General features: G+C 71.9%; 20 protein-coding genes and 1 rRNA gene. 16 read left to right on the plus strand and 5 right to left on the minus strand.

The features are described from left to right. The 3 genes from rrf to ACWD26_RS22745 all read left to right on the plus strand — a co-directional run. A 5S ribosomal RNA gene (gene rrf, locus ACWD26_RS22735) occupies positions 1-92 on the plus strand; the annotation flags it as partial. A gap of 5 nt (positions 93-97) precedes the next feature. Further along, a complete protein-coding gene (locus tag ACWD26_RS22740; protein WP_451273191.1) occupies positions 98-1,603 on the plus strand; it encodes a hypothetical protein in 1,506 nt (501 codons plus the stop codon). Then, positions 1,486-2,346, plus strand: a complete 861-nt coding sequence (locus ACWD26_RS22745) for a hypothetical protein (protein ID WP_451273172.1) — start codon at positions 1,486-1,488, stop codon at positions 2,344-2,346. Before ACWD26_RS22740 ends, ACWD26_RS22745 begins: the two co-directional genes overlap by 118 nt. Positions 2,347-2,407: 61 nt before the next feature. Here ACWD26_RS22745 and ACWD26_RS22750 read toward each other — a convergent pair whose 3' ends face one another. Continuing rightward, positions 2,408-3,700: a DUF1015 family protein gene (locus ACWD26_RS22750; protein WP_451272792.1), complete on the minus strand. Its 1,293-nt coding sequence runs from the start codon at positions 3,698-3,700 to the stop codon at positions 2,408-2,410. 93 nt (positions 3,701-3,793) lie between these two features. Here ACWD26_RS22750 and ACWD26_RS22755 point away from each other — a divergent pair, with 93 nt between their 5' ends. The 4 genes from ACWD26_RS22755 (at position 3,794) to ACWD26_RS22770 (ending at position 7,940) form a co-directional block, all read left to right on the plus strand. Further along, entirely contained in the window at positions 3,794-4,822 is a 1,029-nt protein-coding gene (locus tag ACWD26_RS22755) for an HAD hydrolase-like protein (protein ID WP_451272794.1), read from the plus strand. A gap of 141 nt (positions 4,823-4,963) precedes the next feature. After that, positions 4,964-6,007: a FecCD family ABC transporter permease gene (locus ACWD26_RS22760; RefSeq protein WP_451272795.1), complete on the plus strand. Its 1,044-nt coding sequence runs from the start codon at positions 4,964-4,966 to the stop codon at positions 6,005-6,007. A gap of 11 nt (positions 6,008-6,018) precedes the next feature. Then, positions 6,019-7,086, plus strand: coding sequence for a FecCD family ABC transporter permease (locus tag ACWD26_RS22765; RefSeq protein ID WP_451272796.1), 1,068 nt, complete (start codon positions 6,019-6,021; stop codon positions 7,084-7,086). After that, positions 7,083-7,940, plus strand: a complete 858-nt coding sequence (locus ACWD26_RS22770; RefSeq protein ID WP_451272797.1) for an ABC transporter ATP-binding protein — start codon at positions 7,083-7,085, stop codon at positions 7,938-7,940. Before ACWD26_RS22765 ends, ACWD26_RS22770 begins: the two co-directional genes overlap by 4 nt. Here the strand turns inward: ACWD26_RS22770 and ACWD26_RS22775 are convergent. Then, positions 7,924-8,271, minus strand: coding sequence for an SCP2 sterol-binding domain-containing protein (locus tag ACWD26_RS22775; RefSeq protein ID WP_451272799.1), 348 nt, complete (start codon positions 8,269-8,271; stop codon positions 7,924-7,926). The genes ACWD26_RS22770 and ACWD26_RS22775 overlap by 17 nt on opposite strands. Before the next feature lie 42 nt (positions 8,272-8,313). Between ACWD26_RS22775 and ACWD26_RS22780 the strand changes: the two genes are divergently transcribed. The 5 genes from ACWD26_RS22780 (at position 8,314) to ACWD26_RS22800 (ending at position 13,712) form a co-directional block, all read left to right on the plus strand. Beyond that, positions 8,314-8,631, plus strand: coding sequence for a hypothetical protein (locus ACWD26_RS22780; RefSeq protein ID WP_451272801.1), 318 nt, complete (start codon positions 8,314-8,316; stop codon positions 8,629-8,631). A 7-nt stretch (positions 8,632-8,638) separates the two neighbouring features. Next, on the plus strand, positions 8,639-9,454 hold the full coding sequence (locus ACWD26_RS22785; protein ID WP_451272803.1) for a TlyA family RNA methyltransferase: 816 nt from the start codon (positions 8,639-8,641) through the stop codon (positions 9,452-9,454). Next, positions 9,451-10,356 carry an NAD kinase gene (locus ACWD26_RS22790; RefSeq protein ID WP_451272805.1) on the plus strand — a complete coding sequence of 302 codons (906 nt, stop codon included), beginning with the start codon at positions 9,451-9,453 and terminating at the stop codon, positions 10,354-10,356. The genes ACWD26_RS22785 and ACWD26_RS22790 overlap by 4 nt, the downstream gene beginning before the upstream one ends. A gap of 174 nt (positions 10,357-10,530) precedes the next feature. Continuing rightward, positions 10,531-12,249, plus strand: coding sequence for a DNA repair protein RecN (recN, locus tag ACWD26_RS22795; protein ID WP_451273174.1), 1,719 nt, complete (start codon positions 10,531-10,533; stop codon positions 12,247-12,249). A 335-nt stretch (positions 12,250-12,584) separates the two neighbouring features. Then, complete coding sequence (locus ACWD26_RS22800) at positions 12,585-13,712, plus strand: glycosyltransferase family 4 protein (RefSeq protein ID WP_451272807.1); 1,128 nt, start codon at positions 12,585-12,587, stop codon at positions 13,710-13,712. A 15-nt stretch (positions 13,713-13,727) separates the two neighbouring features. On the opposite strand, the gene ACWD26_RS22805 is transcribed toward ACWD26_RS22800, so the two are convergent. The 3 genes from ACWD26_RS22805 to ACWD26_RS22815 all read right to left on the minus strand — a co-directional run bounded on the left by ACWD26_RS22805 (position 13,728) and on the right by ACWD26_RS22815 (position 18,894). Beyond that, positions 13,728-15,377, minus strand: a complete 1,650-nt coding sequence (locus ACWD26_RS22805; RefSeq protein ID WP_451272809.1) for a PucR family transcriptional regulator — start codon at positions 15,375-15,377, stop codon at positions 13,728-13,730. 21 nt (positions 15,378-15,398) lie between these two features. Beyond that, positions 15,399-16,781, minus strand: coding sequence for an FAD-binding protein (locus tag ACWD26_RS22810; RefSeq protein ID WP_451272811.1), 1,383 nt, complete (start codon positions 16,779-16,781; stop codon positions 15,399-15,401). A 310-nt stretch (positions 16,782-17,091) separates the two neighbouring features. Next, positions 17,092-18,894, minus strand: a complete 1,803-nt coding sequence (locus ACWD26_RS22815) for a glycoside hydrolase family 15 protein (RefSeq protein ID WP_451273176.1) — start codon at positions 18,892-18,894, stop codon at positions 17,092-17,094. 572 nt (positions 18,895-19,466) lie between these two features. On the opposite strand from ACWD26_RS22815, the gene ACWD26_RS22820 reads away from it, so the two are divergent. The 4 genes from ACWD26_RS22820 (at position 19,467) to ald (ending at position 25,401) form a co-directional block, all read left to right on the plus strand. Further along, complete coding sequence (locus tag ACWD26_RS22820) at positions 19,467-21,125, plus strand: CTP synthase (protein ID WP_451273178.1); 1,659 nt, start codon at positions 19,467-19,469, stop codon at positions 21,123-21,125. Positions 21,126-21,221: 96 nt separating this feature from the next. Beyond that, on the plus strand, positions 21,222-21,848 hold the full coding sequence (locus tag ACWD26_RS22825; protein WP_451272813.1) for an NUDIX domain-containing protein: 627 nt from the start codon (positions 21,222-21,224) through the stop codon (positions 21,846-21,848). Positions 21,849-22,019: 171 nt separating this feature from the next. Then, the gene (locus tag ACWD26_RS22830) at positions 22,020-24,110 is read left to right on the plus strand and encodes a tetratricopeptide repeat protein (protein WP_451272815.1); all 2,091 of its coding nucleotides are present in this window, start codon (positions 22,020-22,022) and stop codon (positions 24,108-24,110) included. Positions 24,111-24,276: 166 nt separating this feature from the next. Further along, positions 24,277-25,401, plus strand: coding sequence for an alanine dehydrogenase (gene ald, locus ACWD26_RS22835; protein ID WP_451272817.1), 1,125 nt, complete (start codon positions 24,277-24,279; stop codon positions 25,399-25,401). Positions 25,402-25,729 lie beyond the last annotated feature (328 nt).

Here is a 25,729-nt window from a genome sequence, read left to right on the forward strand (position 1 = left end):
CGCCCGGTTACATTCCGAACCCGGAAGCTAAGCCTTACAGCGCCGATGGTACTGCAGGGGGGACCCTGTGGGAGAGTAGGACACCGCCGAACAATCTTTGAAGGACCCCTGGTCACCAGCGTTCAGCTGGGACTGGGGGTCCTTTTTTTGTTGTTTCGAGACAAGCACATCCCGGAGCGCGCCGGGTACCCGGCTGCGCGAGAATGACTTGCGGTACCGAAGACAGGAGTCACCATGTCCACCAACTCTCCCGACGATCGACCGGAGCGCGACCAGCGGCGACGGGACAGTGGTGACCGTGGCGGCTACCGCGGTGGACCGCGTCGGGACAACGACCGGCGCGACAGCGACCGCGGCGGACACGGCCGGCGTGACGACCGTCCTGCGTTCCGCCGCGACGACGACCGCCGCACCGACGACCGTCGAGGTGACGACCGCGGTTTCCGCCGCAACGATGACCGCGGTGGCTTCCGCCGTGACGACAGCCGTGGTGACCAGCGCGGTGGCGGCGGGTTCCGTGGCCGTGACGACCGGCGTGAGGGCGACCGTGGGCCTCGTCCCGCGTTCCGTCGTGACGACCGTCCCAGCGGACCGCGTCGTGACGACCGCGACCGCGGCTTCCGCCGGGACGCGGACCGGCCGGCCTTCCGGCGCGACGACCGACGCGACGAGCGTCGTGGCGACGACCGTGGCGGCTTCGCCCGTCGCGATGACCGTCCCGCGTTCCGCCGCGACGACCGTAGGGATGATCGCCGGGACGATCGTCGGGATGACCGGCGCGACAGCGGGGACCGTGGCGGGTTCCGCCGGGACGACCGTGACCGGGACCGCGATCGGGATCGTGACCGGGATCGTGACCGCGGCTTCCGGCGCGACGACCGTGGTGACCGTCGTGAGGGCGACCGCCCCCCGTTCCGTCGTGACGACGACCGCGGTGGCTTCCGCCGTGACGACAACCGTGGTGACCAGCGCGGTGGCGGCGGATTCCGTGGCCGTGACGATCGCGGCCGTGACGACCGACGCGATGACCGGCGCGGCGATGACCGAGGTGGGCGTCCGCAGTTCCGGCGTGACGAGCGCCGGGACGGGGACCGGCCGGCCTTCCGTCGCGACGACCGACGGGATGACCGTCGGGACGACCGTGGTGACCGTCGTGAGGGCGACCGCCCCTCGTTCCGTCGTGACGACGACCGCGGTGGCTTCCGCCGTGACGACACCCGTGGCGGTGAGCGTGGCGGTTTCCGCCGTGACGACAGCCGTGGCGGTGAGCGTGGCGGTTTCCGCCGTGACGACAGCCGTGGCGGTGAGCGCGGTGGGTTCCGCGGGCGCGACGATCGCGGCCGGGACGACCGTGGCCGTGGGCCCCGTCGTGATGACCGTGGCGGACGGCCCGGTGGGTTCCGTGGCCGGGACGACCGGCGGGGCGGCGACGACCGGCGCGGTGGTGGACGTTTCCGTGACGAGCGGGACCGTGACCGCGAGCCCATCAAGCGGCTGCCGATCCCGGAGGACGTCACCGGCGAGGAGATCGACAAGGACGTACGGCAGGAGCTGCAGAGCCTGCCCAAGACGCTCGCCGACGATGTCGCCAAGAACCTGGTGATGGTCGCCCGGCTCATCGACGAGGACCCCGAGGGCGCGTACGGCTACTCCCGGGTGGCGCTGCGGCTGGCGTCGCGTGTGGCGGCCGTGCGTGAGGCGGCCGGTTTCGCCGCGTACGCGAACCAGAAGTACAGCGAGGCGCTGGCGGAGTTCCGGGCGGCTCGGCGGATGACCGGCAGCGTGGACCTGTGGCCCGTGATGGCCGACTGCGAGCGTGGTCTCGGGCGGCCCGAGAAGGCGCTGGACATGGCCGGGGCGCCCGAGGTGCACAAGCTGGACAAGGCCGGTCAGGTCGAGATGCGGCTCGTGGCGGCCGGCGCGCGGCGTGACATGGACCAGCTCGACGCGGCCATCGTGACGCTGCAGAGCCCGGAGCTGGCCTCCAGCTCCGTACAGCCGTGGACCGCGCGCCTGCGGTACGCCTACGCCGACGCGCTGCTCGCGGCCGGGCGGGAGGGCGAGGCGCGGGAGTGGTTCGCCAAGGCCATCGAGGCCGACAAGGACGGCAGCACGGACGCGTCGGACCGGCTCGCGGAGATGGACGGTGTCGAGTTCGTCGACGCCCTCGTCGAGGATGCGGGCGAGGACGAGGGTGAGGACGGCAAGGACAGCGAAGTCGGCGTTGAGCATGACACCGACGGCGTGGAAGCCGAGGTCGTCGAGGTCGCTGAGAACGGCGAGGTCGCTGAGAACGGGGAGGTCGCTGAGAACGGCGAGGACGCCGAGGACGGCGACAAGGACTGACGTCCGGCAGTGTTGGTGAAGGGTGGGATCCCGACCCCGGGATCCCACCCTTTCGCGTTCCTCAGAGGTCCAGCGCGCGCAGTACCAGCCCCGACGCCGGCTTCGGGCCGAACGACGTCGACTTGCGGGGCATCGTGACGCCCTGGCGGGCGAGGTCGCGTACGACCTCCTCGCGGACGGGGTGCATGAGGACGGCCGTGCCGCCGTCGCGTCGGGCCTTCTCGACGGTGGCGGCCGTGTCGTGGATGTAGGCGACGTGCGCCGGAGAGTCCTCGGGGATGTGCCAGACGTGGTCGAGGAGGGTGGCGTGCAGGACCGTCGCGTCGAGGGTGCGCCAGGCGGCCGGGCGGTCGGCCGGGATCGTACGGGCGAGGAGGCCCGGGTCCGGGCGGTCGACGAGGTGGAACGAGTCGTCGCCCGCGAGGAGGAAGGCGTTGCCGGCGGCGGCCGCGTCCGCGAGGGTTTCCAGGGCCTCGGGGAGCGCGACGTCGAGACGGCGTACGCGGAAGAGGCCGTCCAGGGCGGTCAGTGCGGCGGGGAGCGGGAGTTGGTGGAGGAGGCGGTGGATCGCGCGGACGCGCAGGGGGTAGCGGGCGGTGTCCACCAGGAGGACCAGGCCGTAGTCCCAGGGGCTGGGGGAGGAGTGCTCCGCGCGTAGCCGGAGGTATGTCGCCCAGCGGTGGTGGCCGTCGGCTATCAGGGCCTGGTGGTGTGCGAGGTCCGACTGGATCTCGGCGAGGTCGGCGGGGGCGGTGACCGCCCACAGGCGGTGGCTGAAGCCGTCCTCCGTGGTCGTGGCGAGGAGCGGGGCGCGTTTCGTGGTGCGTTCGACCACGGCTGTCGCCCCGGCCGTGGCGCCGTTGCCCCGGTAGGTCAGGAGCAGGGGCTCCATGTTGGTGGAGGTGGCGCGCATCAGGGCCGCGCGGTCCGCGATGACGTGGGGGATGACGTCCTCGTGGGGGAGGACCACGCCGTCGGAGGGCTCCGAGAGGCGCAGGGCGCCGATGAGGCCGCGCTGCAGGATGGTGCCGTCCGCCTGCTCGTAGACGTAGAGGCCGGGCTCGGCGTCGGGGGCCAGGACGCCGTCGGCGAGCCAACGGCGCAGGGTGTCGGCTGCTTGTGCGTCGCGGGCGGCGGGCGTTCCGGCCTGGGGGAGTATCAGGCGGACGATGTTGTGGGGATCGGCGGATTCGAGGTGGAGCAGACCGTCCGGCCGGACGACCACGTCGTATGGCGGTGATGTCACGGCGGCCAGGCTGCCGACCCGGTCGGGGTCGTAGCGAAGGCCCCTGAACGGGGTCAGTTCGAGGCCGCTGCGCGCCGGGATCTCCTCCGCGGGACCTGCGTAGTTCATTGATGCATCGTATGGGTGTCAGTGCCGTGCGGGATGATCGGAGAAAGCGATCCGAACCGATTGTTGACCGACCGAGCGAGGAGCGGTGTACATATGAGCCAGGCAGTCAGGACACGGCCCGACGGCAGCGGGCAGGCCCTGAGCGAGGCGTACGACACGGCGCTGCTCGATCTGGACGGGGTGGTGTACGCGGGCGGCAGCGCGATCGCGTATGCCGTGGAGTCCCTGGGTACGGCGCGCGCGGGGGGTATGCGCCTGGCGTACGTCACGAACAACGCGCTGCGGACGCCCGACACGGTGGCCGCGCATCTCACGGACCTCGGGATACCGACCGAGGCCGGTGACGTCATCACCTCGGCGCAGGCCGTGGCCCGGCTGATCAGCGAGCGGATGCCCGCCGGTGCTCGGGTGCTGGTCATCGGCGGTGAGGGGCTGCGGGTGGCGCTGCGCGAGCGGGGGCTGGAGCCCGTCGAGTCGGCGGACGACGATCCGGTGGCGGTGGTGCAGGGGTATGGCGGTCCCGATCTGCCCTGGGGGCGGTTCGCGGAGGCCAGCTACGCCATCGCGCGTGGGGTGCCGTGGTTCGCGTCCAACACCGATCTGACGATTCCGAGCGCGCGCGGGATCGCGCCCGGTAACGGAGCGGCGGTGCAGGTCGTGCGGATCGCGACCGGGGCCGAACCGCAGGTGGCGGGCAAGCCGCTGCCGCCGATGCACCGGGAGACGATCCTGCGGACGGGTGCCGAGCGGCCATTGGTGGTCGGGGACCGGTTGGACACGGACATCGAGGGGGCGTTCAACGGCGAGGTCGACTCGCTGCTAGTGCTGACCGGCGTGACCGACGGCGCACAGCTGCTGGCCGCGCCGCCGCAGCACCGGCCGACGTATGTCGACGCCGATCTGCGGGGCATGCTCACCGGGCAGCCGGAGGTCGTCGCGGCGGGCGCGGGCTTCCGTTGCGGCGGCTGGACGGCGACCGCCGGCGGGGAGCGGCTGGAACTGGACGGCGACGGCGAGGCGCTGGACGGGCTGCGGGCGCTGTGCGCGGCGGCATGGACGGCGGCCGGGGAGGGTTCGTGCGACCTGGATGGGGGGAAGGCGCTGGCACGGCTGGGGTTGTGACTCCCCGGGGCTGGTGAGCTGTCGGGGCGGTGTGGTGCCAGTGGCCTGGATGAGCGGGCTTTTCTACCGCACGTCCCGTACGCCTGGTGGTGTGGGTGGACGGGTTCGAGCCAAAAGGAGAGGATAGGCTAACCTAACCGGGTGTTGGTCGACAGTCCTCCTGAAACGAGCGCGGAGACCGCCCCCGCGCCCCCGAACCGCCGGACGGTACGAGCCGTCGGGCTCCTCGTGGCCCTCGTGATCCTCGCCCTGGTGGCCCTGGCGAGTATCGCGATCGGTGCGAAAGAGCTGTCACTGGAGCAGGTCTGGCACGGCCTGTTCAAGGACACGGGAACGTACGGCGACGTCGTCGTCGGGGAGCGGATCTCGCGCACCCTCCTCGGGCTGCTCGCGGGAGCCGCGCTCGGGCTGGCCGGCGCCGTGCTCCAGGCGCTCACCCGGAACCCGCTGGCCGACCCCGGACTGCTCGGCATCAACGCGGGCGCGTCCGCGTCCGTGGTCACGGCCATCACCTACTTCGGTGTCACCTCGCTGACCGGGTACGTGTGGTTCGCCTTCGCCGGGGCGGCCGTGGTCGGGGCGCTGGTGTGGTTCCTCGGCGGAAGCCGGGGCGCGACCCCCGTGCGGCTCGCGCTCGCGGGTACGGCGATCAGCGCCGCGCTCTACGGCTATCTGCAGGCCGTGATGATCATGGATGACGCGGCGCTCTCCAAGATGCGCTTCTGGACGGTGGGTTCGCTGGCCTCGGCCAACGACGAGACCATCGCGCAGGTGCTGCCGTTCCTCGTCGTGGGCACCCTCGTCGCGCTGTTGCTCGCCCGGCCGCTGAACGCGGTGGCCATGGGCGACGACACCGCCCGCGCGCTCGGCGCCAACCTCAACCGCACCCGGGCGCTCTCCATGGCCGCCGCCACCGTGCTGTGCGGTGCCGCGACCGCCGCCTGCGGGCCGATCGTCTTCGTCGGGCTGATGGTCCCGCACGTCGTGCGCTCCTTCACCGGGCCCGACCTGCGCTGGATCCTGCCGTACGCGACCGTCCTGTCGCCGGTGCTGCTGCTCGGCGCCGATGTCATCGGCCGGATGGTGGCGCGGCCCGCGGAGCTTCAGGTCGGCATCGTCACCGCGATCCTCGGCGGGCCGGTCTTCATCTTTCTCGTACGACGGCGGAGGACGGCGCAGCTGTGAGGACGCGGGTCATGAGGAAGACACAGGTGACGGGCAAGCCCGCCGTACGCAACCGGGCGGTCCGCACCCCCGGCGGGCTGTCGGTCCGGCTGGACGTACGGGCGTTCACCGTCGTCGCGCTGCTGCTGGTGGCGGCGCTGACCGCGAGTGTCGTACTGATCGGGACGGGCGACTTCCCGATCCCGGCCGGCGACGTCCTCAGGACGGTGTTCGGCAACGGCGACGCCGGCCAGGAGTTCATCGTCAACGAGCTGCGGCTGCCGCGGGTCCTGGTCGGGCTCCTCGTCGGGGCCTCTCTCGGGCTCGGCGGGGCGCTGTTCCAGTCCATCTCCCGCAATCCGCTGGGCAGTCCGGACGTACTGGGCCTGTCGCAGGGCGCCACCGCCGGGGCTCTGGTCATGATCGTGCTGTTCTCCGGGAGCGCGAACCAGGTCGCCCTCGGGGCGCTGGTCGGCGGTCTGGTCACCGGCTTCGCGATCTATGTGCTGGCGTGGAAGCGGGGCGTGCACGGCTACCGGCTCGTGCTGGTCGGTATCGGTGTCTCCGCGATCGTCACGGCGGTCAACGGCTATCTGATCACCAAGGCCGACCTCGTCGACGCGGCTCGCGCGGTCGTCTGGATGACCGGCTCCCTCAACGGCCGCGACTGGGCCCAGGTCTGGCCGCTGCTGATCATGTGCGCGCTCCTCGTACCGCTGGTGCTCGGCAACGCGCGCGGCCTGCGGATGATGGAGATGGGCGATGACGTGTCGTACGCCCTCGGGGTCCGCGTCGAGCGCGTACGGCTGCTGCTGATGGTGTCGGCCGTGCTGCTCACCGCCGGGGCCACCGCGGCCGCCGGGCCGGTCAGCTTCGTCGCCCTCACCGCGCCCCAGCTCGCCAAGCGGCTGACCCGCTCCCCGGGCCCCAACCTGGTGCCGGCCATGTGCATGGGCGCGACCCTGCTGATCGTCGCCGACTGGGCCTCGCAGCGGGCGTTCGGAGCCGACCAGCTGCCCGTCGGCGTCGTCACCGGCGTACTCGGCGGTGTGTACCTGCTGTGGCTGCTGGTCACCGAGAGGAAGGCCGGGCGGATATGAGCACGTCGGCGAACGAGAACAACAAGAGGAGCACTGTGAACCGCCTGTCCGCCGAGAACGTCACCCTCGCCTATGACCAGCGGGTCATCGCCGAGCAGCTGTCGGTGGAGATCCCCGACAACTCGTTCACGGTGATCGTCGGCCCCAACGCCTGTGGCAAGTCCACGCTGCTGCGCGCCCTTTCGCGGATGCTGAAGCCGGCCCAGGGGCGGGTGCTGCTCGACGGGCAGGTCATCCAGTCGATGCCCGCGAAGAAGGTCGCCCGGACGCTGGGCCTGCTGCCGCAGTCGTCGATCGCGCCCGACGGGATCACGGTCGGCGACCTCGTGGGGCGCGGCCGGTACCCGCACCAGGGGCTGCTGCGGCAGTGGTCGGCCGAGGACGAGCGGATCGTCCGGGAGTCGATGGAGTCGACCGGGGTCGCCGAGCTGGCCGACCGTTACGTCGACGAGCTGTCCGGCGGTCAGCGCCAGCGCGTGTGGATCGCCATGGCGCTCGCCCAGCAGACCCCGCTGCTGCTGCTCGACGAGCCGACCACCTACCTGGACATCCAGCACCAGATCGACGTCCTCGACCTGTGCGCCGAGCTTCACGAGGGGCAGGGCCGCACGCTGGTGGCGGTGCTGCACGACCTCAACCACGCCGCCCGGTACGCCACCCACCTCATCGCCCTGCGCGGCGGCTCGGTGATCGCCGAGGGCGCGCCCTCCGAGATCGTCACCGCAGAGCTGGTCGAGGAGGTCTTCGGACTGCGCTGCCAGGTCATCGACGACCCGGAGACGGGGACACCCCTGATCGTGCCTGCGGCTCGCAGGACGCGAGAAAAGGAAACGGTCGCTACAGAAGCTTCCTGAGCTGGAGCAGGTCCCGGAAGCTCGCCTCCAGCTTCACCCGGCCCGACGCCCACGCCTTGGCGAAGTTCAGTTCGCCGTGGACGAGGGCCACCAGGTCGTCGCCCGTCATGGCGAGTCTGATCTGGGCCTTCTCGCGGGGCGGCCCCTCAAGGGTGTCGTGCACCTCGATCCGGCCGTCGCGCATACGGCCCACGAAGGTGGCGTCGAGGTCCTTGATGTGGCAGCTCACCGAGCGGTCGAGTGCCGTCGCCTCACGCACGTCTCCTTGGGCGCCTGCCATGTTGTCCGAGAGCTTTTCGAGTGCGGCGCGGCACTCCTCAATCGTTGCCATCGCGATCGACGGTACCCCAGGGCTTCGAGGTAGCGTCTGGGCATGAGCGACTCTTTGCCCGAGGTCGAGGCCGGGGCGGAAGCAGTGGTTCCGGATGCGGGGGCCGGGATGCCGGTGGCGGTCGTCGAAGCGGAGTACGACCCCGCCGCTCCGGCCCCGCTGAACGTGCCCCGCAGCGCCACCGGCCACCCCGATGTCGACGCCGCCCTCGACCGGCTGGCCGACGCCGACCACCTCACCACCGACGGGCACATGGAGGTGTACGAGGATGTACACCGGGGGCTGCGCGACGCGCTCACCGCGCTCGACGCCCGCCCGGGACCTCCGGCGCCCCCTCGTATGAACGAGAGCAGGAGCTGAACCCACCGTGGCAGGAGTCGCACGCCGCCGTCTGGACGCCGAACTGGTCCGGCGGAAGCTCGCGCGGTCGCGTGAGCACGCGAGCCAGCTGATCGCCGCCGGGCGGGTCACCGTCGGCAAGACCGTCGCGACCAAGTCCGCCACGCAGGTGGAGACCGCGGCCGCGATCGTGGTGGCGACCGACGACGGCGACCCCGAGTACGTCTCCAGAGGCGGCCACAAGCTCGCGGGCGCCCTGGAGGTCTTCGTCCCGCGGGGACTGGCCGTCGAGGGCCGGAGAGCGCTGGACGCGGGGGCCTCCACCGGCGGGTTCACCGACGTACTGCTGCGGGCCGGAGCCGCGCACGTGGTCGCCGTGGACGTCGGATACGGACAACTCGCGTGGACTCTGCAGAGCGATGAACGCGTCACCGTCAAGGACCGTACGAACGTACGCGAGTTGACGCTCGAAGCGATCGATGGGGAGCCTGTGGATCTTGTCGTGGGGGATCTGTCCTTCATCCCGCTCGGCCTGGTACTGCCCGCACTGGTGCGGTGCGTGAAGCCGGACGCCGATCTGGTGATGATGGTCAAGCCGCAGTTCGAGGTGGGGAAGGAGCGGCTGGGCAGTGGGGGAGTCGTGAGGAGTCCGGAACTGCGCGCCGAAGCGGTGCGCGGGGTGGCCCGGCGGGCCGGGGAGCTGGGCCTCGGGGTGAAGGGTGTGACGGCCAGTCCGCTGCCCGGGCCCTCGGGCAATGTCGAGTACTTTCTGTGGCTGCGTGCCGGGGCACCCGCGCTGGACCCGGCCGACGTCGACCGAGCAGTTGCGGAGGGGCCGCGTTGACTCAGGACCGAGTTCGAACTGTTTTCCTGCTCACCCACACCGGGCGGCCGGCGGCGATCCGCAGCGCCGAGCTCGTCGTCAAGGGGCTGCTTCACCATGGCCTCGGTGTGCGCGTTCTGGCGCACGAGGCCGAGGACATCCCGCTGCCGGAGGAGGTGGAACTCGTCAAGGAGGCCACCCCGCAGTGCCTCGACGGGTGCGAGCTGCTCATCGTCCTCGGCGGTGACGGCACGCTGCTGCGCGGTGCCGAGTTCGCCCGCGCGTCCGGGGTGCCGATGCTCGGCGTCAACCTCGGCAGCGTCGGGTTCCTCGCGGAGGCCGAGCGGGACGACCTCGACAAGGTCGTCGACCGGGTCGTGACCAAGTCGTACGAGGTCGAGGAGCGGATGACCGTCGATGTCGTCGTTCATCAGAACGGGGACATCGTCCACACGGACTGGGCGCTGAACGAGGCGGCCGTGCAGAAGGCGGGCGCCGAGAAGCTGCTGGAAGTGGTGCTGGAGATCGACGGGCGGCCCGTCACCGGGTTCGGGTGCGACGGGATCGTGCTGTCCACGCCCACCGGGTCCACGGCGTACGCGTTCTCCGCGGGTGGGCCCGTGGTGTGGCCCGAGGTCGAGGCGCTGCTGATGGTGCCGATCAGTGCGCACGCGCTGTTCGCCAAGCCGTTGGTGACGTCGCCGAACTCGGTGCTGGCGGTGGAGGTTCTGCCGCACATTCCGCCGGGGGTTCTCTGGTGTGACGGGCGGCGGACCGTCGAGTTGCCGCCGGGGGCGCGGGTCGAGGTGCGGCGGGGGGCCGTGCCGGTGCGGCTGGCGCGGCTGCACCATGCGTCGTTCACCGACCGGCTGGTGGCCAAGTTCGCTTTGCCCGTTTCCGGATGGCGGGGGGCTCGGCACTAGCGCGATGTGGGGGATGGTGGGGACTCGTCAGCGGCTGCGGCTTCGTTGTGGTTGCTCGCGCCGTTCCCCGCGCCCCTGAAGGGGCGCGCTGTACCCCCCGGGAGTGACATAGGTGCCGGGGGGCGTCGCGGTCCGGCTCCCCGACCTCGTAAGGTCGTGTCCGTGTTGGAGGAGATGCGGATACGGTCGCTCGGAGTCATCGACGACGCTGTCGTCGAGTTGTCGCCCGGCTTCACCGCCGTGACGGGTGAGACCGGTGCGGGCAAGACCATGGTGGTCACCAGCCTGGGCCTGCTGCTAGGCGGGCGGGCGGACCCGGCGCTCGTGCGGATCGGCGCGAAGAACGCCGTCGTGGAGGGCCGGATCGCCGTGCCCGAGGGCGCGTCGGCGGTCGTCCGGGCCGAGGAGGCCGGGGCCGAACTCGACGACGGGGCGCTGCTGATCAGCCGTACCGTCTCGGCCGAGGGACGGTCGCGGGCGCACCTGGGCGGGCGCAGCGTCCCGGTGGGTGTGCTCGCCGAGCTGGCCGACGAACTGGTGGCCGTGCACGGGCAGACCGACCAGCAGGGGCTGCTGAAGCTGTCCCGGCAGCGGGCGGCGCTCGACCGGTACGCGGGGGACGCGGTGGCCGTGCCGCTCACCAAGTACGGCGAGGCCTACCGGCGGCTGCGGGCCGTCTCCGTCGAGCTGGACGAGATCGTCACACGCGCGCGTGAGCGGGCCCAGGAAGCCGACATGCTGCGGTACGGGCTCGACGAGATCGCGGGTGTCGAGCCGCGGGCCGGCGAGGACGTGGAGCTGGCCGAGGAGGCCGAGCGGCTCGGGCACGCGGAGGCGCTGGCGTCGGCGGCGACGGCCGCGCACGCCGCGCTCGCGGGCAATCCCGAGGACCCCGAGGGAGTCGACGCCTCGACGCTCGTCGCGGGGGCCCACCGGGCGCTGGAGGCCGTACGGTCGCACGACCCGGCGCTTGCGGCGCTCGCCGACCGGATCGGGGAGGTCGGCATCCTCCTGGGCGATGTGGCCGGAGAGCTCGCGGGGTACGCCGACGACCTGGACGCCGATCCGCTGCGGCTGGCGGCCGTGGAGGAGCGGCGGGCCGCGCTGAACGCGCTGACGCGGAAGTACGGCGTGGACATCGCCTCCGTGCTGTCCTGGGCCGAGCAGGGCGCCCAGCGGCTCACCGAACTCGACGGCGACGACGAGCGGATCGATGAGCTGACCGCCGAGCGGGACGCGCTGCGGGCCGAACTGGGCGGGCTGGCCCAGGCCCTGACGGACGCCCGGGCGGAGGCCGCCGAGCGGTTCGCCGCGGCCGTGACCGCCGAGCTGGCCTCGCTCGCCATGCCGCACGCGCGCGTGTCGTTCGAGATCCGGCAGACGGACGATCCCGAGGGCGTCGAGGTGGGCGGGCGTACGGTCGCGTACGGGCCGTCCGGTGTCGACGAGGTCGAACTGCTGCTCGCCCCGCACCCGGGGGCGCCGCCCCGGCCCATCGCCAAGGGCGCGTCCGGCGGTGAGCTGTCGCGGGTGATGCTGGCCGTCGAGGTGGTGTTCGCGGGGACGGACCCCGTGCCGACGTACCTCTTCGACGAGGTCGACGCGGGTGTCGGCGGCAAGGCCGCGGTCGAGATCGGCCGGCGCCTCGCCCGGCTCGCGAAGTCGGCCCAGGTCGTGGTCGTCACGCACCTGCCGCAGGTGGCGGCCTTCGCCGACCGGCAGTTGCTGGTGGAGAAGACCAACGACGGGTCCGTGACCCGGTCCGGTGTGAAGGTCCTGGAGGGCGAGGACCGTGTGCGCGAGCTGTCGCGGATGCTCGCCGGGCAGGAGGACTCGGAGACGGCGCGGGCGCACGCGGAGGAGCTGTTGGCGACGGCCCGCGCGGACGCGTAGGACAGGGACGAGGCCGCCCCGTTCGTCGGCCGTGAGTGAACGGGGCGGTGAACGCGGCGGGAATGGAGTGGGGCGGGAGTCGTGCCGAGGGGCAACCTCGTGCGGGAGTTCACTCGTGTGGGTGACCCTGGGTCCGGGGTTGCCCGGCACTCCGGCACCCGCCCCGTCCGGGTGTCCCGGAACACCCTTGCGGCCTGGCATCCTTGGACAGGAACGACGTAGCAGGACGTGCTGCGTGGACCGCGCGAAGGCGCTTCGTACGGTCCACCCCCACCGCGGGATCCTTCTGTACGTTTCTTCGTGACCGTCCACCCCGAAACAGGAGCCCCGGCCACGTGAGCCACGTGAGCAGCCACTCACCGCACGGCCAGTCGCCGCTGCGAACCGTGCAAGTGCTCGGCGGCGGCAGCGCGGTGAGCGGTGCCCATGTGCGGTCGCTCGCCTCGGGTCTCGTCGCCCGAGGCGTACGGGTCACCGTGTGCGCCCCCGGCGAGACCGACGGTGTGTACGACTTCACCGGCGTCGGCGCCCAGCACGTCCATGTGCCCCGCAGCAGCGATCCCGCCTCGGTGGCCAGTCTGCGCGGCGCCTGCGCGGACGCCGACCTGGTGCACGCGCACGGGTTGCACGCCGGCTTCCGGGCCACCCTCGCGCTCGGCCGGCGCACCACCCCGCTCGTCGTCACCTGGCACACGCGCTCCTACGCGGAGGGGGCGCGGGCGCATCTGCTGAGGCTGCTGGAGCGGCGGGTCGCCAAGGCCGCCGCCGTGGTTCTCGGCACCTCCTCCGAGCTCGTCGACCGGGCCCGCAGCCGGGGCGCGCGCGACGCCCGGCTCGCCGCCGTGGCCCTGCCGGTGCCGCGCCGGACCGACGACCCGGACCGGCCCCCCTCAAAGGTCCGGGCCGAACTCGGCGCCACGGACCGCCCGTTGCTCATGGCCGTCGGCGCGCTCGACCGCCACCGGGGGTACGACACCCTGCTCGACGCCGCCCGGGAATGGCGCGCCCTCGACCCGGCGCCGCTGCTCGTCATCGCGGGCGAGGGGCCGCTGCGGAGCGTTCTGCAGCGGCGCATCGAGGACGAGGAGCTGCCGGTACGGCTCGTCGGGCGGCGCGACGACATCTCCGAGCTGATCGGCGCCGCCGACCTCGCGCTGCTGCCCGGCGGCCCGGAGGCCCGCTCCGTCCTCGCCCACGAGGCCCTGCACGCGCGCGTGCCGCTCGTCGCGGCCGCCGTCGGATCGGTGCCTGACCTGGTCGGCGACGGCGCCGAACTCGTCCCGCACGGCGATGCCGAGGCGTTCGCCGCGGCGGTCGTGCGCCTGCTCGGCGACCCCGGCCTGTGCGAGGCGCTGAAGGACAGGGGTACCCGGCAGGCCGCCACCTGGCCGACCGAGGACGAGACGGTGGCCCAGGTGCTCAGTGTCTACGACGAGTTGACGCGGTGGAGGCCGCTCACCTGACAGGCCTGCTCGGCCTCAGCCGACGTGTCTGCGGGCCCGCAGCGCCAGGCTCAGGGCCAGTACCGCCCGGGGGTCGTCCAGGTCGGTGCCGAGCAACTCGCCGATGCGGGCGAGGCGGTTGTAGAGCGTCTGCCGGTTGAGGTGCAGCTCACGGGCGGTCTCCGCCTTGCGGCCCGCGTGGGCCAGGTAGGTCTCCAGGGTGGGCAGCAGCGGGGGTTTGGCACGGTCGTCGTGGTCGCGGAGGGGGCCGATCGCCCGGTCCACGAAGGCGGCCAGGTCGGGGTGGTCGCGCAGCCGCCACAGCAGCAGGTCGATGTCCAGGCTCCGGGCGTCGTACCAGGGGCGGTCCGCCAGGCCCTGGGCGGCCGTCGCCGTCTCCGCCGCGTGCCTCAGGCCGGCCGAGGCCGCCGCCCAGCCGCCGGGCGCCCCGACGACCACTACGGGCGGCGGTCCGCCGGGTGACCGCATCCCGGCGCGCTCCACGCCCGCCCGCAGCGCCGCCGCGACCTTGTCCGCCACCGCCGGGCGCTCCGACTCGGCGCGCAGGCCCAGCAGCAGGGGGACACGGCCCTCGACGGGGCGGACGCCGAGCAGGGCGGGGACGCCGACGGAGGCCAGCTCCTCGGCCACCGCGCGGGCCAGGACCGCCCAGCCTCCGCCCGGTGAGAGGCCGTCGGCGAGCCGCATCACCACGGGGAGCAGGGGGCCACCGCCCGGTTTGAACCCCAGGACGCGGGCCTGGGCGGGGGCGTCCGAGGCCTGCACGCGGCCCTCGGCGAGGTCGGTGAGGAAGTCGCCGCGACCGCGCGCGGCCAGCTCCTCCTCCTGCCGGGCCTGCATCAGGACGACGGCCAGGACGCCGGCCGCGCGCTCGGCGGCCATCCGGTGCACGGGGGCCAAGGGGGCGACGACGGGGAGGAGGACCAGACGGGCCCGTACCGAGCCGGTTCCCGGGCCGCCGCCCGGTACGTCGACGAGGGCCGTCCCGGCCGGTGGCTGGTCCTGATGCTGTGCGCGCAGCCCCTCCCACACCTGGAGCGGATCGGTGTCCGCCGGGCCGGTCCCGGCGGCGTACAGGAGCCGGCCGTCGGCGGTCTCCAGGAAGACCGGGTTGCCGCTGAAGTCGGCCAGGATGCCGAGGACCTGGGGGACCCCTCCGCCGCCGAGCAGGGCCTCGGTGCACCGCCGGTGGACTTCCTCGGCCCGCTGGAGGAGCGCGTAGTGGCCGTTGACGATCTCGGTGTGGATCTCCTCGGTGACCGTCACGAACGCCACCTCGCGGTGCAGTTGGACGAGAGGGAGACCGGCCGAGCGTGCCGTCTCGACCAGGGCGTTAGGAAGGCGGGTGAAACGCGGGCCCAGCTCGACGACGAGGGCCGCGATGCCGCGCTCGGCGAGGGTGCGGACGAACGCGCGCTGGTCGGCGGGCCGGGTGCCGAGTCCGTACCCGGTGGTCAGCAGGAGCTCGCCGCCCTTGAGGAGCGAGGCGATGTTCGGGACCTCGCCCGCGTGCACCCAGCGCACGGTCCGGTGCAGCCGGTCGGCGCCCGCCAGGATCTCCGGGAGCCCGCCGCGCAGCCCGGGCAGCTCCAGCGCCCGCCGCACGGTGATGCCGCCCTGCGCCTCGTGGCCCTCACCTGGTTCGCGGCCGTCACGGGTGTCCATGGAGCGGACGGTACCCGGTCGTCATGCCGGCGGGATGTTGTGGTTGAAGCGGAAGACGTTGTCGGGGTCGTACTGGGTCTTCACCGCCGTCAGCCGCCGGTAGCTGTCCACACCGTGGCCGGCCACTACCCGGTCGGCGCCCTCGTCGCCGACGAAGTTGAGGTAGACCGCGCCGGTGCTCCAGGGCCGGGCATCGGCGCGTACGTCCCGGACCCACTGGACACATCGCGCGTCGTCCGCCGGGTCCGACCAGACGCCGAAGGGGTGCACGACCCAGGGGGAGTCCCGGTACGGCACGGGATAGTGGGCGGGACCGTCGGCGATCGCGCCGCCCAGGGGGAAGAGCACGTGCTGGGTGCCCGTCGGCACGGGCATCGTCCAGGCGCGGGCGCCGAAGACGTCCACCAACTCGTCCGGCAGACCGGTCAGATACTCCGCCGACCAGTAGTTCCGCATGCCCGGCGGGTCGTCGATCATGCACTGCACGTCCGCGTACGGCATCGCGCCGACGATCTCTGCCTCGTGCGGCATCGCCAGCAGCGGCTGGGCGATCTTGCGCATGTCGTCCTCGGTGCCCGCGTACGTCAGGAGGACACCGCACGCCAGTCGGCCCACGAGGTGTCCGGGGACGAAGTCATCGGGCGGGGCGGTGAGGTAGATGACGCCGCCGCCGGCCTCACGGGGGCCGTGCTCGATGACCTCGCGGTACACCCGCACCGCCTCGGGGCCGTGCTCGGGGAGGTACAGCAGCAGGGCGATGGCGAAGGCGGGCAGTTCGTGCAGCCGGAGGGTGAGCGCGGTGGCGACGCCGAAGTTCCCGCCGCCGCCGTGCAGGGCCCAGAACAGGTCAGGGTTCTCCTCGGCGCTCGCCCGGACCGCCTGACCGTCGGCGGTCACCAGCTCCACGCCGAGGAGGTTGTCGACGGCGAGCCCGAAGAGGCGGTCCAGCCAGCCACTGCCGCCGCCCAGGACGAAGCCGCCCACTCCGGTGGTCGACGCCCGGCCGCCGGTGGTCGCGAGGTGGTGGGGCTCGGTGGCGCGGTCGAGATGGCTCATGGTGGCGCCGCCCTCGATCCGGACGCTCATGGACCCGGGATGGACCGTGACCGCGTGCATCCGGCGCAGATCGATGACGAGGCCGTTGTCGTTCAGTGCCATTCCGGCCACGCTGTGGCCGCCGCCGCGTACCGCGATCTTCAGGTCCAGATCGCGGGCGAAGCGCACCGAACGGACGACATCGGTCTCGTCCACGCACTGCGCGATCACGGCCGGGCGCCGGTCGATCATGGCGTTGAAGACCGTGCGGGCGTCGTCGTAGCCCGGGTCCCCCGGGGCGTGGACATCGCCGGCCAGATCCTCGCGCAGCGCGGCCAGGGCCGCGTGCGCCTTCGAGAGGGGAGCCATGGTGAGCCGCCCCCTTCCGGACAGGGGACAGGGCTGTTTCCAGGCTAGGCGGGGGCGGCGGATCGGGCCTGCTCGGCGAGTGACGGTGGGGCGGTCACCCGGAGCCGGGGGTCGGCCGGGAGAGGTTCCGCAGCCCGGCGGTTGCGAGGTGCCGCCGCGTCCACCCGTGCCGCCCCAGCGGCACGATTGCCCGCAGTTGCGGCCGGGGCCGACCGGGACAGTCGTTGGTTCAGGTGGGCGCAAGCGCTTGTTGTGTGCGCCTGCCTCGCGCCCCGATCCGCCGCCGTGCGCGGCGGATTCAGGGGCGCGCTCAGCCGCCGTACGCCCCCGAGGCGGTCAGCCGCAGGGCCGTGTCGATGAGCGGCACGTGGCTGAACGCCTGCGGGAAGTTGCCGACCTGGCGCTTGAGGACCGGGTCCCACTCCTCGGCGAGGAGGCCCAGGTCGTTGCGGAGGGAGAGCAGCTTCTCGAAGAGCTTGCGGGCCTCGTCCACGCGGCCGATCATCGCCAGGTCGTCGGCCATCCAGAACGAGCAGGCAAGGAAGGCGCCCTCGTCGCCGGGCAGGCCGTCGACGCCCTCCTTCTCGCCCTGCGTCGGGTAGCGCAGGATGAAGCCGTCCGGGGTCGACAGCTCGCGCTGGATCGCCTCGATGGTGCCGATGACCCGCTTGTCGTCCGGCGGCAGGAAGCCCATCTGTGGGATCAGCAGCAGCGAGGCGTCCAGCTCCTTCGAGCCGTACGACTGCGTGAAGGTGTTGCGCTCCTTGTCGTAACCCTTCTCACACACGTCCCGGTGGATGTCGTCGCGCAGCTCGCGCCACTTCTCCAGCGGGCCGTCCGCGTCACCGGACTCGATGAGCTTGATCGTGCGGTCGACGGCGACCCAGGCCATGACCTTGGAGTGCACGAAGTGGCGACGCGGGCCGCGCACCTCCCAGATGCCCTCGTCCGGCTCGTCCCAGTGGTCCTCCAGGTAGCGGATCAGCTTCAGCTGGAGGAGGGAGGCGTAGTCGTTGCGGGCCAGGCCCGTCATGTGGGCCAGGTGCAGGGCCTCGGTGACCTCGCCGTACACGTCCAGCTGGAGCTGGTGCGCGGCGCCGTTGCCGACGCGGACCGGCGCCGAGTCCTCGTACCCGGGCAGCCACTCCAGCTCGGCCTCGCCCAGCTCGCGCTCACCGGCGATGCCGTACATGATCTGCAGGTTCTCCGGGTCACCGGCGACCGCGCGGAGCAGCCACTCGCGCCAGGCGCGGGCCTCGTCGCGGTAGCCGGTGCGCAGCAGCGAGGAGAGGGTGATGGCCGCGTCGCGCAGCCACGTGTAGCGGTAGTCCCAGTTGCGGACGCCGCCGATGTGCTCCGGGAGGGAGGTGGTCGGCGCGGCGACGATACCGCCGGTCGGGGCGTACGTCAGGGCCTTCAAAGTGATCAGCGAGCGGATCACGGCCTCGCGGTACGGGCCGTGGTACGTGCACTGCTCCACCCAGTCGCGCCAGAACTCCTCGGTGGCCTGCAGCGACGGCTCGGGCTCCGGCAGCGGCGGGGGCTGCTTGTGCGAGGGTTCCCAGGAGATCGTGAAGGCGATGCGGTCGCCCGGTGTCACGGTGAAGTCGGCGTACGTGGTCAGCGCCTTGCCGTAGGTCTCGCACTCCGTGTCGAACCACACGGAGTCCGGGCCGGCGACGGCCACCGTGCGCCCCTCGTGCTTGTGCACCCAGGGCACGACGCGGCCGTACGAGAACCGCATCCGCAGCGCGGAGCGCATCGGCACCCGGCCGCTGATTCCCTCCACGATCCGGATCAGCTGCGGGGCGCCGTCACGCGGCGGCATGAAATCGGTCACACGGACCGTGCCGCGGGGGGTGTCCCACTCGGATTCCAGGATCAGCGAGTCGCCGCGGTACCGGCGGCGGGAGGCCGTCGGCGGCTGGGCGTCCGACGCGTGCGCGGGGCCCAGTCTCCAGAAACCGTGTTCCTCGGTGCCGAGCAGTCCGGCGAAGACGGCGTGGGAGTCGAAGCGGGGCAGGCACAGCCAATCGACCGTGCCGTCCCGGCAGACCAGTGCCGCGGTCTGCATGTCTCCGATGAGTGCGTAGTCTTCGATGCGCCCGGCCACGTGCAACTCCAGTCGAACGGCCACGTCGCCCCCCGAGGGGCGGTCGCTGTGCGGTGTGCGGTCAAGGGACCCATGGGATCGACAAAGGATCCATATTTCCAGAGTGATCCAAGGGACGGTGTCATGCGATGTCGCTCAACGATCCTCAACGCATATGAGGCGATCGTTGCTCAACGGACTGTCGAGCTCTCGTGAAAACCGGAGACGGGCGGGGGTGTTGCCGTTTCGCCGGACGGGCTCGGCAGTGAGTGTCCGAAGAGGATACGACGCACCGGAGGGCTGCGCGTGCCGCTCCAGGCAACGTAAGTGGGCCGAACGAGTGAGCCAGGGGTGATGTCCGACCGAGATTCGCCGACTGTCGTACGAGGTCCGTGTCGGCCCGTGCGCGGAGCGTGGCCGGAAGCGATCGTGTCCTGTCGCTGATACCCTGGTAGCCCGTGGACCGGTGGGCGCCCCACGTCGAAGATCGCCAGAGGGACCCCCGAACCGCAGCGAAGGCACCCCCGACGGATCCGATCGGGCGGCGGCCGACCCGCACACCGAACCGCGACCACGGGAGCCCCCTCTTGGCCATGCCGCCCGCTGCTTTTCGAAACACGACGACCAAGCACATCTTCGTCACCGGGGGTGTCGCCTCCTCGCTCGGCAAGGGTCTGACCGCCTCCAGCCTCGGCATGCTGCTCAAGGCCCGTGGCCTGCGCGTCGTGATGCAGAAGCTCGACCCCTACCTGAACGTCGACCCGGGCACGATGAACCCGTTCCAGCACGGTGAGGTGTTCGTCACCAACGACGGCGCCGAGACCGACCTGGACATCGGCCACTACGAGCGCTTCCTCGACCGCGACCTGGACGGCTCGGCCAACGTCACCACCGGCCAGGTGTACAACACCGTCATCGCCAAGGAGCGGCGCGGCGAGTACCTGGGCGACACCGTGCAGGTCATCCCGCACATCACCAACGAGATCAAGCACCGCATCCGGCGCATGGCCTCCGACGAGGTGGACGTCGTCATCACCGAGGTCGGCGGCACCGTCGGCGACATCGAGTCGCTGCCGTTCCTGGAGACCGTCCGCCAGGTCCGTCACGAGGTCGGCCGCGACAACGTCTTCGTCGTGCACATCTCGCTCCTGCCGTACATCGGGCCCTCGGGAGAGCTGAAGACGAAGCCGACCCAGCACTCGGTTGCGGCGCTGCGCAACATCGGTATTCAGCCAGATGCGATCGTGCTGCGCTGCGACCGCGAGGTGCCCGCCGCGATCAAGCGCAAGATCTCCCTGATGTGCGACGTCGACGAGGCCGCCGTGGTCGCCTGCCCCGACGCCCGCTCGATCTACGACATCCCGAAGACCGTGCACGGCGAGGGCCTGGACGCCTATGTCGTCCGCAAGCTGGACCTGCCGTTCCGCGACGTGGACTGGACGACCTGGGACGACCTGCTCGACCGCGTCCACAACCCGCTGCACGAGATCAACCTGGCGCTGGTCGGCAAGTACATCGACCTGCCCGACGCCTACCTCTCGGTCACCGAGGCACTGCGCGCGGGCGGCTTCGCCAACAAGGCCCGCGTGAAGATCAAGTGGGTCACCTCGGACGACTGCAAGACCCCGGCCGGCGCGGCGGCGCAGCTCGCCGACGTGGACGCGATCTGCATCCCCGGCGGATTCGGCGACCGCGGTGTCTCCGGCAAGGTCGGTGCCATCCGCTACGCCCGCGAGAACAAGATCCCGCTGCTCGGTCTCTGCCTCGGCCTGCAGTGCATCGTGATCGAGGCCGCGCGCAGCCTCGCCGACATCCCGGACGCCAACTCCACCGAGTTCGACTCCGCCACCGCCCACCCGGTCATCTCCACCATGGCCGAGCAGCTCGACATCGTCGCCGGTGAGGGCGACATGGGCGGCACGATGCGGCTGGGCATGTACCCGGCCAAGCTCGCCGAGGGCTCGATCGTGCGCGAGGTGTACGACGGCAAGGAGTACGTCGAGGAGCGCCACCGCCACCGCTACGAGGTGAACAACGCCTACCGCGCGGAACTGGAGAAGAAGGCCGGTCTGCAGTTCACCGGAACCTCGCCCGACGGGAAGCTCGTCGAGTACGTGGAGTACCCGCGCGAGGTCCACCCGTACCTGGTCGCGACCCAGGCGCACCCCGAGCTGCGTTCGCGTCCCACCCGGCCGCACCCGCTCTTCGCGGGCCTGGTCAGGGCCGCGGTGGAGCGCAAGACCGCCAAGTAATCCGTGCGGCACGAGAGCTGTACGGTGACCGGGGTGCGCGTCCTTCGGGAGGCGCGCCCCGGTTTCTTTGTTGCACATGTGGGAGGACGAGTCGACATGACGATCAAGGACACCGTCGAGGAGTGGGAGGTCCGGGCGAGCGAGACGCCGTTCGTCGGTAACAAGACCTCCGTGCGCACCGACGACGTGGTCATGCCCGACGGGTCGGTCGCCCGCCGTGACTACCAGGTCCACCCCGGGTCCGTCGCCGTCCTCGCCGTCGACGACCAGGACCGGGTGCTGGTCATCCGGCAGTACCGCCACCCCGTGCGGGAGAAGCTGTGGGAGATCCCGGCGGGGCTCCTGGACGTGCCAGGCGAGAACCCGCTGCACGCCGCCCAGCGCGAGCTGTACGAGGAGGCGCACGTCAAGGCCGAGGACTGGCGGGTGCTGACCGACGTCTACACCACGCCCGGCGGCTGCGACGAGGCCGTGCGGATCTTCCTCGCGCGGGACCTCTCCGAGGCCGAGGGGCAGCGGTTCGAGGTGGAGGACGAGGAGTCCGACATGGAGGTGGCCCGGGTGCCCCTGGATGAGCTGGTGCGGGGGGTTCTCGCCGGGGAGTTGCACAACAACTGCCTGGTGGTGGGGGCGCTTTCGCTGGTGGCGGCGAGGAGCGGGGACGGTGTGGAGGCGCTGCGACCGGCCGAGGCGCCGTGGCCTGCGCGGCCGTTCGAGTCCTGAACCCGCCCTCACGGCATCCACACACCACCAGTCGTACGATCTGCTGATCCGATCGAGCGACCTGCCCGCCCTGCTCCGCCCAGATCGTCGCAGAGCGTGAACTAGGCTCGGGAAACGCCCGAACCGGAGTCCCGGCGGGCTTGCGCGTGCGGTGGGACGGGAGTGTGGCCCGTGGCGGATCAGGCGGTGGACCTCGGGGGTGCCCGAGTGTCCGGAACAGGGCGGCCCCCGGCTGTCGAGGCCGCCCCCACGGACAGTCAGTTCCTCGGCCGGACAAGAGAGTTGAAGGAACTGCGGGCCGACATCGGCCGGGCCGGGCTCAACACCCTCGCGGGCCGCAAGGCGCCCCACGCGCGCGTGCTGCTCATCGCCGGCCGGCCCGGCTTCGGCCGCACCGCGCTCGCCGAGGAACTCGTACGGCAAGTTACCGACGGTTACCCCGATGGGGTGCTGCGGGCCCGGCTCACGGAACCCGACGGAACCCGGGTGCCGGTCGGACGCGCGGCGCGGGACCTGCTCGCGGAGCTCGGACTGCCGGCACCGGCCGGCGCGGACGAGGACGACCTCAGTGAGGCGTTGCGGGAGGCGCTGGCCGACCTCCGGGTGGTGCTCCTGCTGGACGACGCGGCCGATGCCGAGCAGGTCGACGCGCTGCTGCCGGACACACCCGACTCCCTCGTCGTGGCGGTCTCCGAGGGGCCGCTGACGGGCATCTCCGACGTCCGCCCGTGCACGCTGGGAGGACTGGACACCAAGTCCGCCGTGGAGCTACTGGAACGCTTCACCGGCTCCGTGCGCGTCACCGTGGACCCGCGCTCGGCCGAGGGGCTCGCCGAGGTGTGCGGGGCCCAGCCCGCCGCGCTGCGGCTCGCCGGGGGCTGGCTGGCCGCCCGGCCCACCGCGGCCCTCTCCGACCTGGCCAAACAGCTGCGCGCCGAGGAAGACGACAGCCCGCCCCTCGCCAGGGTCTTCAAGCTGTCGTACGCCTCGCTGCCGACCACCGCCGCCCGGATACTGCGCCTCCTCGCGCTCGCCCCGGCCGGCCTGGTCGACCCGCACATCGCCTCCGGGCTCGCCGGCTGCTCGGTCGGCGCGGCCCGCACCACCCTGGACGACTTCGTGGCCCTCGGGTTCCTCCACGAGGTCGAGTCGCCGCTGCCGGAGTACGAGGTCCCCGGCTGCCTCCAGCCGCTGCTGCGGTCCCTCGCCGAGCGCCAGGAGCGGCCGGGCGAGCTGCAGCTGGCCCGCGCGCGCATGCTGGAGCGGACGGTACGGCTGCTGCAGTCCTGCCGGGCCATCACCGAGACCGACAGCCCGCTGGCCCGCGGGAAGCTCCTGGAGATGCCGAAGGCGCTGCGGTTCCCGAACCCCCGGGCCGCCGAGGAATGGCTGCGCATCCGCCGGCCCGCGCTGCTGGCCGCCGCCCGGCTCGCGGTCGCCGACGGGGAGCTGGACACCCTCGCCCGGCGCCTGATGTCCCAGCTGGTCCGGGCCATGGTGGCGCACTTCGGCACGCGGGCCGCTGCCCCCGACCTGTACGACATCCACGGGCTCGTCCTCGACGTCGCCGAGCGCCGCGACCTGCCCCGCGAGGCGGCGGCGGCGCTGCTGAACCTCGGCGACCTGGACGCCCGGACCGGCCGTACGAAGGGCGCGCTCGCCCGCTACCGGGCCGCGCTCGACGCCGGACGGCGGGCGAACGACCCGTACGCCACCGGGCGCGCGATGGAATCCGTGGGCGGCGCCCACCAGGAGCTGGAGGACTACGAACGGGCCGCCGACTGGTACGGCAGGGCGCTCGCCCAGCGGCTCGCCCGGGACGAGCGCGAGGACGCCACCCGGCTGTACGGCCGGATCGCCGCCGCACACACCTACGCCGGCCGCTACGGCGAGGCGCTGCGCCACTGGAGGTCGGCGCTCACCGGCCACCGCAGGCTCGGCGATGTGGGCGGCCAGGCAAGGGTGTTGAGCGAGATGGCACGCGTCCAGGAGTACGCCGGACGGCCCGACGAGGCGCTGCGGACCTGCCAGGAGGCGGTGGAGTGGGCGCGGCGCGCCGACGACGCCCGGCTGCAGGCCGCGCTCCAGCTCCGGCTCGCCGACACCCTGGAGCGGCTCGGCGACCCGGCGGCGGCCCGGCTGCACCGTTCGGCGGCCGAGCGACTGCTGAGCGACGGGGCCGCAGACCCCGAAACCAGCGAGATCGAGCCGGAACACGGTGCTAACGCCTGCGAAATCCGTAGCGCATCCCCAAAAGATTGATGCATTGAAAGGCTGGACAGCGGGGATACCTTCATTAGACTGGCTGCGCCGCCGGTTCTCCTGCGGTGTCTCCCGGTGCGCTCCGATGCGTACGGGTATGTCCCGCATTGCGTGAGCATGTTCCGCCCGTGCGTGCGAGACCCCACACCCCTCCGAGCCAAGGACCGTGATCGACGTGAAGGTCGGCATCCCCCGCGAGGTCAAGAACAACGAGTTCCGGGTGGCCATCACCCCCGCCGGCGTGCACGAGCTGGTGCGCCACGGCCACCAGGTCGTCATCGAGCAGGGCGCCGGAGTCGGCTCGTCGATCCCCGACGCCGAGTACGTCGCCGCCGGCGCCGAGATCCTGGCGACGGCCGACGAGGTGTGGGCCGCCGCCGACCTGCTGCTCAAGGTCAAGGAACCCATCGCCGAGGAGTACCACCGCCTCCGCAAGGACCAGACGCTCTTCACCTACCTGCACCTGGCCGCCTCCAAGGAGTGCACCGACGCCCTCGTCGAGTCGGGCACCACCGCGATCGCGTACGAGACCGTCGAGCTGCCCAGCCGCGCGCTCCCGCTGCTCGCCCCGATGTCCGAGGTGGCGGGCCGGCTGGCCCCGCAGGTCGGCGCGTACCACCTGATGCGGGCCAACGGCGGCCGCGGTGTGCTGCCGGGCGGCGTGCCGGGTGTGCTGGCCGGGCGGGCCGTCGTCATCGGCGGCGGCGTGTCGGGCTGGAACGCCGCGCAGATCGCCATCGGCATGGGCTTCCACGTGACCCTGCTCGACAAGGACATCAACAAGCTCAAGGAAGCCGACAAGGTCTTCGGCACGAAGATCCAGACCGTCGTCTCCAACGCCTTCGAACTGGAGAAGGCGTGCCTGGAGGCCGACCTCGTCATCGGCGCCGTCCTCATCCCGGGCGCCAAGGCGCCGAAACTGGTCACCAACGAGCTGGTGTCGCGGATGAAGCCGGGAAGTGTCCTTGTCGACATCGCGATCGACCAGGGCGGCTGCTTCGAGGACTCGCGGCCCACCACCCACGCCGAGCCGACCTTCCCCGTCCACGAGTCGGTCTTCTACTGCGTCGCCAACATGCCCGGCGCGGTGCCCAACACCTCCACCTACGCCCTGACCAACGCCACGCTGCCGTACATCGTGGAACTCGCCGACCACGGCTGGGCCGAGGCGTCGCGGCGCGACCCCGCGCTGGCCAGGGGGCTCAACACCCATGACGGCAGGGTCGTTTACCGCGAGGTCGCCGAGGCCCACGGTCTGGAGCACGTCGAGTTGGCGTCGCTGCTCGGCTGACCGGACGCGAGCGAAGCCGGCGAACGGCCGCTGACCGGCTGCTTTAAGTCACCTTTCGGTAAAAGGCGATACGTCAACACAGGTCGTCAACAGCGCTTTCCCGGCCGGATCTTGCCCGACAAGGTCCGGCCGGATGTGTGTATGGTCACTTTGCGACACTCGCGCAACTCGCCTCGAACGTAACCGTTCGGATGTTTCGTGCACCGGTGAAACCTGCTGTGCGACGGCCCTACGCCCTTGACAGCCGCATGTTTCATTGCCGACACATCGGGCCGGGTCCGGCGGATTGTGTTGCTGCGGACCGCCGACACGCCATAGAGTCGCCAAC

The sequence above is a fragment of the Streptomyces sp. NPDC002787 genome, assembly GCF_053592095.1.

What these genes read in the sequence shown, in the direction of transcription:
- ACWD26_RS22750 (WP_451272792.1), bottom strand. Translation starts at nt 3,700, where the DNA reads ATGAACTACGCAGGTCCCGCGGAGGAGATCCCGGCGCGCAGCGGCCTC.
- ACWD26_RS22755 (WP_451272794.1), top strand. Translation starts at nt 3,794, where the DNA reads ATGAGCCAGGCAGTCAGGACACGGCCCGACGGCAGCGGGCAGGCCCTG.
- ACWD26_RS22765 (WP_451272796.1), top strand. Translation starts at nt 6,019, where the DNA reads ATGAGGAAGACACAGGTGACGGGCAAGCCCGCCGTACGCAACCGGGCG.
- ACWD26_RS22770 (WP_451272797.1), top strand. Translation starts at nt 7,083, where the DNA reads ATGAGCACGTCGGCGAACGAGAACAACAAGAGGAGCACTGTGAACCGC.
- ACWD26_RS22775 (WP_451272799.1), bottom strand. Translation starts at nt 8,271, where the DNA reads ATGGCAACGATTGAGGAGTGCCGCGCCGCACTCGAAAAGCTCTCGGAC.
- ACWD26_RS22780 (WP_451272801.1), top strand. Translation starts at nt 8,314, where the DNA reads ATGAGCGACTCTTTGCCCGAGGTCGAGGCCGGGGCGGAAGCAGTGGTT.
- recN (WP_451273174.1), top strand. Translation starts at nt 10,531, where the DNA reads ATGCGGATACGGTCGCTCGGAGTCATCGACGACGCTGTCGTCGAGTTG.
- ACWD26_RS22805 (WP_451272809.1), bottom strand. Translation starts at nt 15,377, where the DNA reads ATGGACACCCGTGACGGCCGCGAACCAGGTGAGGGCCACGAGGCGCAG.
- ACWD26_RS22810 (WP_451272811.1), bottom strand. Translation starts at nt 16,781, where the DNA reads ATGGCTCCCCTCTCGAAGGCGCACGCGGCCCTGGCCGCGCTGCGCGAG.
- ACWD26_RS22820 (WP_451273178.1), top strand. Translation starts at nt 19,467, where the DNA reads ATGCCGCCCGCTGCTTTTCGAAACACGACGACCAAGCACATCTTCGTC.
- ACWD26_RS22825 (WP_451272813.1), top strand. Translation starts at nt 21,222, where the DNA reads ATGACGATCAAGGACACCGTCGAGGAGTGGGAGGTCCGGGCGAGCGAG.